General features: G+C 75.4%; 6 protein-coding genes. 5 read left to right on the forward strand and 1 reads right to left on the reverse strand.

Features of this window, described 5'->3' with window-relative positions; genetic code table 11:
- Window positions 1–154 precede the first annotated feature (154 nt).
- Window positions 155–1,579 (reverse strand): Ig-like domain-containing protein, encoded by a 1,425-nt coding sequence (locus ACFV0Q_RS31625; protein WP_385009959.1) that lies wholly within the window; start codon window positions 1,577–1,579, stop codon window positions 155–157.
- Between the two features lie 220 nt (window positions 1,580–1,799).
- On the opposite strand from ACFV0Q_RS31625, the gene ACFV0Q_RS31630 reads away from it, so the two are divergent.
- From ACFV0Q_RS31630 to ACFV0Q_RS31650, 5 genes are all read left to right on the forward strand, one after another.
- Window positions 1,800–2,420: an L-threonylcarbamoyladenylate synthase gene (locus ACFV0Q_RS31630; RefSeq protein ID WP_385009961.1), complete on the forward strand. Its 621-nt coding sequence runs from the start codon at window positions 1,800–1,802 to the stop codon at window positions 2,418–2,420.
- A 346-nt stretch (window positions 2,421–2,766) separates the two neighbouring features.
- Entirely contained in the window at window positions 2,767–4,566 is a 1,800-nt protein-coding gene (locus ACFV0Q_RS31635) for a BTAD domain-containing putative transcriptional regulator (protein ID WP_385009963.1), read from the forward strand.
- A 142-nt stretch (window positions 4,567–4,708) separates the two neighbouring features.
- Window positions 4,709–6,922 carry a TOMM precursor leader peptide-binding protein gene (locus tag ACFV0Q_RS31640; protein ID WP_385009965.1) on the forward strand — a complete coding sequence of 738 codons (2,214 nt, stop codon included), beginning with the start codon at window positions 4,709–4,711 and terminating at the stop codon, window positions 6,920–6,922.
- Window positions 6,912–8,975, forward strand: a complete 2,064-nt coding sequence (locus ACFV0Q_RS31645) for a TOMM precursor leader peptide-binding protein (protein ID WP_385009967.1) — start codon at window positions 6,912–6,914, stop codon at window positions 8,973–8,975. Before ACFV0Q_RS31640 ends, ACFV0Q_RS31645 begins: the two co-directional genes overlap by 11 nt.
- A gap of 49 nt (window positions 8,976–9,024) precedes the next feature.
- Window positions 9,025–10,021: SagB family peptide dehydrogenase (locus ACFV0Q_RS31650; RefSeq protein WP_385009969.1), on the forward strand; the 997-nt coding region annotated here is incomplete at its 3' end.

Raw genomic sequence — 10,021 nt, forward strand, 5'->3', positions numbered from 1 at the left:
ACGAGGTTCCCGGCCGCTCCGGCGACCAGCGCCCGGCGCGCATGCGGCCCGCCGGGGACGCCGGGCCCGCCAGGAACACGGACCGCCCGCCCGGCCCCGCCCGGGGCCCGGGCCGGGCCCGCCTCCGGGGCGGGGGCCGGCCGGTCGGGGCGGGTCATGTCGTCGGGTGGAGGCGGGCCGGGGTGAGGGGGGTGGGGTCGGGGGTGGCCGGAGGGAGGGCGCTGCCCGAGAGCCAGGCGGACCAGTCCATGTTCCAGTCGCCGAAGCCGTTGTCGAAGGGCGGCATCTTCTCGCCGCCGCTGTTGACCACCTCGACGATGTCCCCCTCGCGCACCGTCTCGTAGAACCAGGCGGCGTCCTCGGTGGACATGCCGGTGCAGCCGTGGCTGACGTTCTCCTCGCCCTGCGCCTCGACCGACCACGGCGCGGCGTGGACGTACTCTCCGCTCCACGTCACCCTGGTCGCGTAGAGGACGGGCAGGTCGTAGAACTCCTTGGTGCCCTTCTGGATGCCGACCGTGTCCCCGCGCATGCGGACCTTGGCCTCCTTGCCCAGGACGACCTTGATGCCGCTGCGGGTCAGGAAGCCCGCCTTGCCGGTGGTGACCGGGATGGTCCGGATGACCCGGCCGTTGCGGCGTACGGTCATCTCGTGGGCGGCGGAGTCGGTGACGGCCTCGATCCGGTCCGCGACGGTGAACTCCAGGGGCTCGGAGGGGCCTCCGTAGCCGTGGTCGCCGAGTTCGACCCCGTCGAGTCCGCTGCGGACGCGGACCACGGTGTGGGCGGGCCAGTAGGTGCGCGGCCGGAAGTGCAGGGTGGCGTCGTCGACCCAGTGCCAGGCGCCCTCCACGTGCGGCTGCGAGCTGACCTGGAGGGCCTGTTCGACGCGGGCCCGGGCATCGGCGTCCTCGGCGGGGACGGGGTGGCTGAGGGCGGCCGTCACGATCTCCCCCGCCCCGTACGTCCCCGGGCGGGGCCCGAACTCGGCGGTGAGTCTGCCCCCGTCGGCCGGGGGCGAGGTACGGAAGGCGAGGGTGACGCCGACCGGGGTGCCGTCGCCGTCCTGGGCGCCGACCCGCACGGTGTAGCCCTCCCCCGCCCGCAGGGGTTCGGTGTTGCGCCAGTGCCCGCCGCCGGGGGCGAGGGCGCCGGCCAGGTGGCGGCCGTGCCCGTCCTGGACGGTGACGTCGGTGAGGCTGCCCGCCTCCGCCCGGGCGAGGGCGATCTCCAGCGGCCCGCCGGCGTCCGTGGGCAGCGTTTCGGTCCGGGCGAGCGCAGGGTCGCGCAGGACGGTTCCCGCCCCGTGGGCGGTGGCCAGCACCCGCTGCTCGCGCCAGTCGCCGCACCGCCCGGTGCGGAAGGCCCCGGCCTCGCACCAGCCGTCGGCACCCGCGCGGCCCCCGTCCACGGCCCGGGCGACCAGCAGGGTCACCGCGGCGTCCCGGGCCGGGCCCGCGGCGGCCCGTTCCAGGGAGCCCGGAAGTTCCGCCGGCCGGCCCGGCGCTGCGGCGACGGTCAGTACGGCGCCCGTCACCGCGGCCACCGCGCTCCATGCTTTGGTCCGTGACTTGGCCACGCAGCCCTCCCAGATCGCACACCGCCCGATGGCAGCATCAAAACGACCGGAAGCCGGAACGATGATCATAAACTCGGTCCTGCGGCCGAACGGGCACCCCAAGAGAACCCGTACGGAGCACGTCCCGCCACCACCCGCGGGCCGCCCGCCGTCCGCCGGGTACCCCCTGCCGGGCGCGCAGGTGGCGGAGGGGGCCGATCCGGTCCCGTACGCTCGGCGGATGGCGAAGTACTTCGACGTGCACCCCGAGAATCCTCAGCGGCGCACCATCAGCAGCGTGGCCGACAGCATCCGTTCCGGCGCGCTCGTCGCGTACCCGACGGACTCCTGTTTCGCATTGGGCTGCCAGCTCGGCAACCGTGACGGCCTGGCGCGGATCCGGTCGATCCGCGATCTCGACGACCGTCACCACTTCACCCTGGTGTGCCAGAACTTCGCGCAGCTGGGGCAGTTCGTGCACGTGGACAACGACGTGTTCCGGGCCATCAAGGCGGCGACGCCCGGTCCTTACACGTTCATCCTGAAGGCCACCTCCGAGGTGCCCCGCCAGCTGATGCACCCGAAGAAGAAGACGGTCGGCGTCCGGATCCCCGACCACCTCGTCACCCAGGCCCTGCTCGCCGAGCTCGGCGAGCCGCTGGTGTCGAGCACGCTGCTCCTGCCGGACGAGGAGGAGCCGCTGACGCAGGGCTGGGAGATCAAGGAGCGGCTGGACCACGTGGTGGACGCGGTGCTCGACTCCGGGGACTGCGGTACCCGGCCGACGACCGTCATCGACTTCTCCGGCGGAGAGGCCGAAATCGTCCGCCGCGGGGCGGGCGACACGGACCGCTTCGAGTAGCGCCCCCGCAGGTCGGAATGGGTCCTCAATTCAGACTCCGGCGATCCGACCATCGAAACTCGTTTACTCGTGAACAGTATTGACGCACCGGCAGTAACTCCACGGGACTTCCGGGTGACGCAGAGGAGAAAGCGGCCGGATCGCCGGAAATGATCCTGCCGACGCCTCGACTTTCACAAGATCCGTTATGTAGGGTTCCAGATATTCACCGCCCGACGGGGAGCGGCGAGCATCCTCGGATAATGGTCCGGACTATTTCCGGAGTATGTCCGGCAGGGAAGCTCCGCAGACCGCCGCCCCCGTCCCACCCGTCTGCGAAACACGTGACCCGACACGGGGGACCATCATGCGGTTCCAGCTATTGGGGCCCCTGAGTATTGCGCACGGCCCCGAGACCGTGGTGCTCAAGCCGTCCAAACCCACCAGTCTGCTCGCGGCGCTTCTGCTCCATCCCGGCGCTGTGGTTTCCACCGGCTATCTGCTGCGCGCCGTTTGGGACGAGGAGCCGCCCGCCACGGCGAGGGCCGCGCTCCAGACGTGCGTGTTGCGGCTTCGGAGGTTATTCGAGAAGTACGGCATATCCGCGACCACCATCGAGGCCGTGCCCGGCGGTTACCGGATGCGCAACGACACCGAGACCCTCGACCTCGTCCTGTTCCGGTTACTGACCGCGCGGGCGCGCGCCGCCGCCGGGACCGGCGAGGAGCTGTACCGGCTCCGCGAGGCGCTCTCGCTCTGGCACGGACAGCCCCTGGCCAACGTGGCGTCGCGCATGCTGCAGCGGGACGCGGTGCCGGCGCTCGAACAGGAGCGGCTGCGGGTGCTGGAGCGGGTCTGCGACCTCGAACTCGCCGCCGGGAACTGCCACCAGGTGCTCGTCGACCTGTACGAGAGCGCCCGTCGGCATCCGGTCCGCGAACGGTTCACCGAGCAGCTCATCGAGGCCCTGTACCGCACCGGCCGGCAGGCCGAGGCGCTGGCCGAGTACCGCACGGTGCGCGACCGGCTGCGCGAGGAACTCGGCGTGGACCCCGGGCCCGGGCTGCGGCGGCTGGAACTCGCCATCCTGCGGGCCGAGGAACTGGGCCCCGCCGCGCGCACCGACCTGCACCCCGAACTCCCGCCCCCGCGCCCCGCGTTGACGGCCGCGAGCCCGTTACGCCGCGATGCCTCGGGCGGGCCGGTGCCCGGCGGGCCGCCGCCGGTGCGCGGCTTCGCCGGGCGGGAGGCGGACCTGCGGGCCATGGCGCTGCGGCTCACCGATGCCGACGGGCCCCGGATCGTCGTCGTCTCCGGAGCCCCGGGCATCGGCAAGTCGGCGCTCGCGCAGCAGAGCGCGCACGAGGTCCAGGGCGCCTTCCCCGGCGGGGTCACCGTCATCGACCTGGCCCGGCCGGACGGCAGCGGGCTCGACGTCGAGGAGGCCCGCAAGCTGCTGCCGGAGCCCGGTGGCGGCGACAGGCGGCTGCTGCTCCTCGACAACGCGGCCGGCGCCGGACAGGTGCTGCCGCTGCTGTCCCGGGCGGGCGACGCCTCGGTGCTGGTGACCAGCCGGCGCGGGCTCGCCGCCGTCGTCGCCACCCACGGCGGGGCCGTGCACCGGCTGGACGCGCTCGGCCCGGCCGAGGCGTACCGGCTGCTCTCCGGGCTCGTCGGGGCCGAGCGGATCGGCGCCGAAGGGGAGGCCGCCCACGAACTGGCGGCGGTGTGCGGGTACTTCCCGCTCGCGCTGCGGATCGCCGCCGGGCGGCTGCTGACCCGGCCGGGGCTGTCCGTCGCGGACTGCACGGCCTGGCTGGCGGAGGATCCGTCGGCCCGGCTCGCCCTGGCGGAGGATCCCCGGCTCTCGGTGCCGGAGGTGTTCGGGCAGGCCGTCGGCGCGCTCCCGCCCCCGTTGCGCGAAACGTTTCTGCGGCTGGGTGCGCTCGATCCGGCGGAGGACCTGTCCCCGGCCGGGAGCGAAACCGTCCTCGAACAGCTCGTGGAGGCGGGGATGCTGGAGGACGGGCCGCCCGGCCAGCCGTACCGGATCCACGCCTTCCTGCGGGTCTACGCGCGGTGGCTGGCCGGGGGCGGCGCGAGCGGGGCCACGGCGGCGGCGACCGCTGCGGCCGCGACGACAGTCACCGCGCCGCTCACGCACTGAGCGGCTGACGGGACGTCCGCCCCGCTCCCCCGGCTCCCTCCCGCTCCCCCGCGGTCCCCTACGAGGCGTACCCCCACCCGCCTCTCCCGGCATTTCCCACCTCATGTCTCCGACCCCACCAGACCGCAATCAGAGGTGTTCCATGTCCCGATCCAGCTTCGACGACGTCGCCGCCACCCGCCCCCGGATCCGCCGGGACGTGCTCTTCACCGAGACCCCGGACGGCGTGCTCTTCCACAACTCCGACGGCGGCTTCCGGCTCACCGCCCGCTCGGCGTACCGCTTCGCGACGCTGATCGTCCCGCACCTGACCGGCGAACACTCCGTCGCCGAGCTCTGCCAGGGGCTGGGCGACCCCCAGCGCGCGATGGTCGGCGAGCTCGTCAGAACCCTGTACGAACGGGACTTCGCCCGCCCCGTGGCGGCTCCCGGCCCGGACACGGCACCGCCCGCCGCCGTCCCCGAGCCGGACGTGGCCCGGCGGTACGCGCCGCAGATCGCCTACGCCGACCACTACGCCGACGACGCCGAGGCCCGCTTCCTGCGCTTCCGCGGCACCCGGGTGGCCGTCCTCGGCGAGGACGCCGTCGCCCGCTGGTGCGCGCTGAGCCTGGTGCGCAACGGCTGCGCGGCCGTGGCGCTGCCGCCGGGCGCGGACCTCGCCGAGGTGGAGGCCGAGGCGGCGGAGGCCGTCGCCGACGGCTGCCCGGTGGAGGTCCGTACGCTGCCCTCGGCCGCGACCGGCTGGGCGGAACTGGCGGACTTCGACTTCGTGGTGGTGACCGGCGGGGCCACCGCTCCGGCGCGGCTGCTGCCGCTGCTGCGCGCCGGGATACCCGAGGGCCGCTCCCTGCTGCCCGCCTGGTCGTACGGGAACGACGTCGTCGTCGGCCCGCTGATGACGCACGCCGCCGCCGGCTGCTGGTCCTGCGCCGCGCTGCGGCTGGGGGCGGCCCGCGGGGGCGCGGGCGCGGCCGGGCTGTGGAGCGCGCTGGCGCTGCCGGAGGCCCCCCTCGCGACGGGGCCGGTGCCGGGGCGGCCGCTGGCCGCGATGATCGGCAACCTGCTGGGCTACGAGGTGTTCCGCGCGACCTCGGGGACGCTGCCCGCCGAGACCGCCGGGCGGCTGCTCGTCCAGGACACGGCCTCGCTGGACGTCACGGCCGAGCCGCTGTTCCCGCACCCTCGCTGCCCGTTCTGCGCGGAGGAGGAGCCGTCGGCGGCGCCCGTGGACCTGGCGGAGGCCGGGCGTTCGGGCACGCCCGCGCTGCCCACGCTGGAGACCGCCCGGGAGGCCGACGCGCTGGTGGAGGAGCTGAACCGGCGCTCGGCCCTGGTGCGGCCGTACGCCGGGGTGTTCACCCGGTACGCGGACGAGGAGCTGACGCAGATCCCGCTCAAGCTCGGCGTGGTCGAGCTGGGCATCGGACACGCGGGGCCGCGCACGGTGGCCGCCTTCGACGTCCACCACGTGGCCGGGGCGCGGATGCGGGCGCTGGACGCGGCGGCGCTGGTGTACGCGGAGCACGTGGTGCCCGCGCGGGGCCTGGTGGACGCCGGCGGCGCGGCGTCGGAGGCGGTGACGGCCCCGGCGGGGCTGGCGACGGCCTCCGGGATACCGGGCGAGGTGTCCGCGTACCAGCGGGGCGTGTCCCTGCTGACGAAGGAACCCGTCCTGGTCCCGGCGGGAGCGGTGCGGCCGTTCGGCCCGCACAACGCCGGCCGGCTGTTCGAGCGCACCCGCGCCGGGGCGGGCGCCGGTCCCTCCGCCGCCGACGCGGCCGCCGCCGGTCTGCTGTCGGCACTCGGGCACGCCGCGCTGCTGCGGGCCGTACGGGGCGCGGCCGCGGCGCCGGTGCCGCTGCCGGATCCGGAGGGCGAGGACGCCGAACTGGCCTTCCTCGTACGGTCGGCGGAACGGCTCGGGGTCGAGCCGGAGCTGCTGGACCTCGGCGAGGGCGGGCGCAGCGGGGTGGAGGTGCTGCTGGCCCGCTCCGGGGAGCACTGGGCGCTGGGCGAGGGCCTCGACCGGCGTACGGCGGCCCTCGCGGCGCTGCGGGAGCTGCTGGGCGCGGCACAGTACGCGGCCGATCCGGCGGGCCGGGGTCCGGCCGACACCGGTGATCCGCTGCTGGCCGACCTGGACCCCCGGGCGCTGGTGGCGTCCGGTACGGCCGCCACCGCCGTGGCGGACGCGGGTCCGGGGACGTCCTGGGAGCGGGTGCTGGAGCGCCTCGCGGCAGCCGCGCTGGACGCGTACGTGGTGGCCACCGGCTCGGCGGAGCTGGCGGACGCCGGCCTCCACACCGTCCGGGTGCTGCTCACGGCGGTGCGGGAGCCCGGCGATGACGAGTGACTCCCCCGCCCGCCGGGTGACGGCCGCGGCCTCGCTGGCGCAAGCCATGGGCGCGGAGGCAGCCGCACGGTTCACGGCCATGCTGGAGCGCGCCCTCGCGGCCCTGAACGGCCCGCCGGTGACGTTGGCGTCCCTGGGCCTGCGCGACGCGTTCACCCTGCCGGTGCCCTCCCTGGCCCCGGGCGCCCCGGGCGGGACCCGTCCGCTCCCGGGCGGACCGGGCCACACCGGCTCGGCGCCCGGCCGGGCCGGTGTCGTCGCGGGTGCGGCGGACCGGGCCGGTGCGGGGCCCGGCGCGGCCGACGCGGCCGCGAACCCACCCGGGGTGCCCGTCAGTCTGTACGGGCACCAGGCCGTGGTCGGGCCCGTGGTGGTGCAGGGGCCGGGGTGTGCGCGGTGTCTGGAGCGGCGCTGGCAGGCCGTGCGGTCCGTGGCGCTGCGGGACGCGCTGGAGCTCGGCGGCGGGACGCGTGCGGCGGGCGGGTGGCCGTACGCGCACGCCTTCGCCGCCGACGCGGTGGCCGCGCTGGTGGCCTCGGTCGCCGGGGCCGCCCCGGCGACGGGCCCGTTCCCCGAGGTGCGGTCGCTGGACCTGCGGAGCGGCGCGGTGCGGCGCTACCCGATGGTCCCCGACCCGGAGTGCCCGGTGTGCGCCGCGCCCACCGTGGACGAGCCCGCACCGCTCGATCCGGCGCCCGCGCCCAAGTACCGGCCGGGGGCCTTCCGTACCCGTCCCGTGGAGGCGTACCCCCTGGAGGTCGCGGCCTTCGCGAACCCGCTGTGCGGGGCGCTGGGGCCCTCCCTGGTGCAGGACGTGTCCTCGACGTCCACCTCCGCGACCATCGGCTGCTTCTCGATGCGCTCGGGCGAGTACCTGCGCGAGACCTTCTGGGGCGGGCACACCGACACCTTCGACCGCAGCGCCCGCGTCGGAGTCCTGGAGGGGCTGGAGCGGTACGCGGGGATGCGCGCGCGGTCGCGTACGACCAGTGTCACCGGCTCGCTGCGGGAGTTCGGCGCCGAGGCCGTCGATCCGCGCGAAGTGGGCTTGTACGGCGCGGAGTTCCACCGGGACAACCCGAGGGTGCGGCCCTTCGGTCCGGACCGGGAGATCCCCTGGGTGTGGGGCTGGTCGCTGCGCGACCGCACGCCGCGCCTGGTGCCCGAGATCCTGACGTACTATCACGCGCCCGGCCTGGAGAACCGGTTCGTCCAGGAGAGCTCCAACGGCTGTGCCTCCGGCGGGAGTCTGGCCGAGGCCTGCTACTTCGGACTGATGGAGGTCGTCGAGCGGGACGCCTTCCTGCTCGCCTGGTACGGCCGCCAGCCGCTGCCGGAGATCGACCCGGCGACCAGCTCCCGCACCTCCACCCGGGCGATGGTCGACCGGCTGGCCCTCTACGGGTACCGGGCACGGTTCTTCGACACGCGGATCAGCTTCCCGATCCCGGTGGTGACCGCCGTCGCCGAGCGGTTCGACGGCGGCACGGGACGGATGTGCTTCGGGGCGGGCGCCGGGCTGGACCCGGAGTCGGCGCTGGACTCGGCGCTGTGCGAGATCGCCACGGACGCCGTGAACCTGCCCGGCCGCACCGAACGGGACGCGGACCGGCTGCGCGCGATGGCCGCCGACTTCGGCCTGGTCACCGCCCTGCACGACCATCCGCTGGTGTACGGGGTGCCGGAGATGGGCCGGCACGCCGACTTCCTGCTGCGCGCGCCCGCCCCGGAGCCGCTGCGGCCGGTGTCGGCGCTGCTCGCCCCCGGCGGGGTGGCCGACGACGTGCGCGAGGATCTGGCGCGGTGCGTGGAGGCCGTCGCCGCCCAGGGGTTCGACGTGGTCGTCGTCGACCAGACGCTGCCCGAGCAGCGGGCGCTGGGCCTGCACACCGTGAGCGTGCTGGTGCCGGGGCTGCTGCCGATCGACTTCGGCTGGTCGCGGCAGCGGGCCCTGGGCATGCCCCGGCTGCGGACCGCCCTGCGCGCGGCGGGACTGCGCGAGCGGGACCTGGAGGCCGCCGACCTCAACCCGGCTCCGCATCCCTTCCCCTGACCCGGCCGCCGGCGCGGTCCGGCGCGACCCGATCCACCGAGGAGGACCTGTGGGCTACGCCCATGACTACGCCAGCGCCATCATGCACCGGGGCCGGGTTCCCATGGAGCCCGTCGACTTCGTGCCCGACTGGGCCGACCGCCCCCGCAAGGCGAAGTTCTACCCGGACGCGGAGACCCTGCCACTGCCGGATCCGGCCGACGGGCCGCGGCCCGCGCCGGGGTTCACCCTGCCGCTGCTCTCCGGGATGCTGCAGGACTCGTACGGGCTGACCGGGCGGCGCCTGGGCGTGCAGGCCAACACCGACCTGGCGGCGCTGCCGCACTACACGCAGGCCAACTGGTCGCGCGGCACGGCCTCGGGCGGCGGGCTCTACCCCGTCGGCGTGTACTGGGCGGCCGGGGCGGGCGGGCCGCTCACCCCGGGCCTGTACCACTACGCCCCGCAGCAGCACGGGCTGCGCCGGCTGCTGACCGGCGACGTCACGGGCGACGTCCGCGAGGCGCTGGGGCCGGGGCCGGGGCCGGGGCCGGGCGACTCCACCCAGTACCTGGTGCTCAGCGTCAAGTACTGGCAGAACGCCTTCAAGTACAACAGCTTCTCCTTCCACGCCGTGAGCATGGACGTGGGTGCGCTGCTCCAGACCTGGCGGCTGTGGGCGCGGGCGTACGGGCTGCGGATCGCGCCCGCGCTGTGGTTCGACGAGGAGCGGCTCGCCCGGCTGCTCGGCGTGGTCCCCGAGGAGGAGGGGATCTTCGCGGTGCTCCCCCTGGAGTGGGAGGGCGACGAGGCCCGGCCCGTGACCGAGGTGCCGGCCGCGCGCCCCTCCGTCCGCCACCGGGACAGCGAGCGTTCCCGTACGGTGCTCTCCTTCGACACGCTGCTGCGGATCCACGGGGCCACCCTGGGCCGCGCCGCCGATCCTCCCGCGCCCGACGCCCACGGCCCGGCCCCGGCCTACCCCCCCCCCGGCCGGCGGTCCGGACCCCCGCCCCCCCCCGCCCCCCCCCCGCCCCCCCTGACACATATAAAAATAACACCAAACA

Source organism: Streptomyces sp. NPDC059564 (assembly GCF_042735575.1).
Taxonomy (GTDB): domain Bacteria; phylum Actinomycetota; class Actinomycetes; order Streptomycetales; family Streptomycetaceae; genus Streptomyces.

Excerpts from the sequence above, each read along its gene's own strand:
- ACFV0Q_RS31645 (WP_385009967.1), top strand. The coding sequence starts at position 6,912 with ATGACGAGTGACTCCCCCGCCCGCCGGGTGACGGCCGCGGCCTCGCTG.
- ACFV0Q_RS31640 (WP_385009965.1), top strand. The coding sequence starts at position 4,709 with ATGTCCCGATCCAGCTTCGACGACGTCGCCGCCACCCGCCCCCGGATC.
- ACFV0Q_RS31635 (WP_385009963.1), top strand. The coding sequence starts at position 2,767 with ATGCGGTTCCAGCTATTGGGGCCCCTGAGTATTGCGCACGGCCCCGAG.
- ACFV0Q_RS31630 (WP_385009961.1), top strand. The coding sequence starts at position 1,800 with ATGGCGAAGTACTTCGACGTGCACCCCGAGAATCCTCAGCGGCGCACC.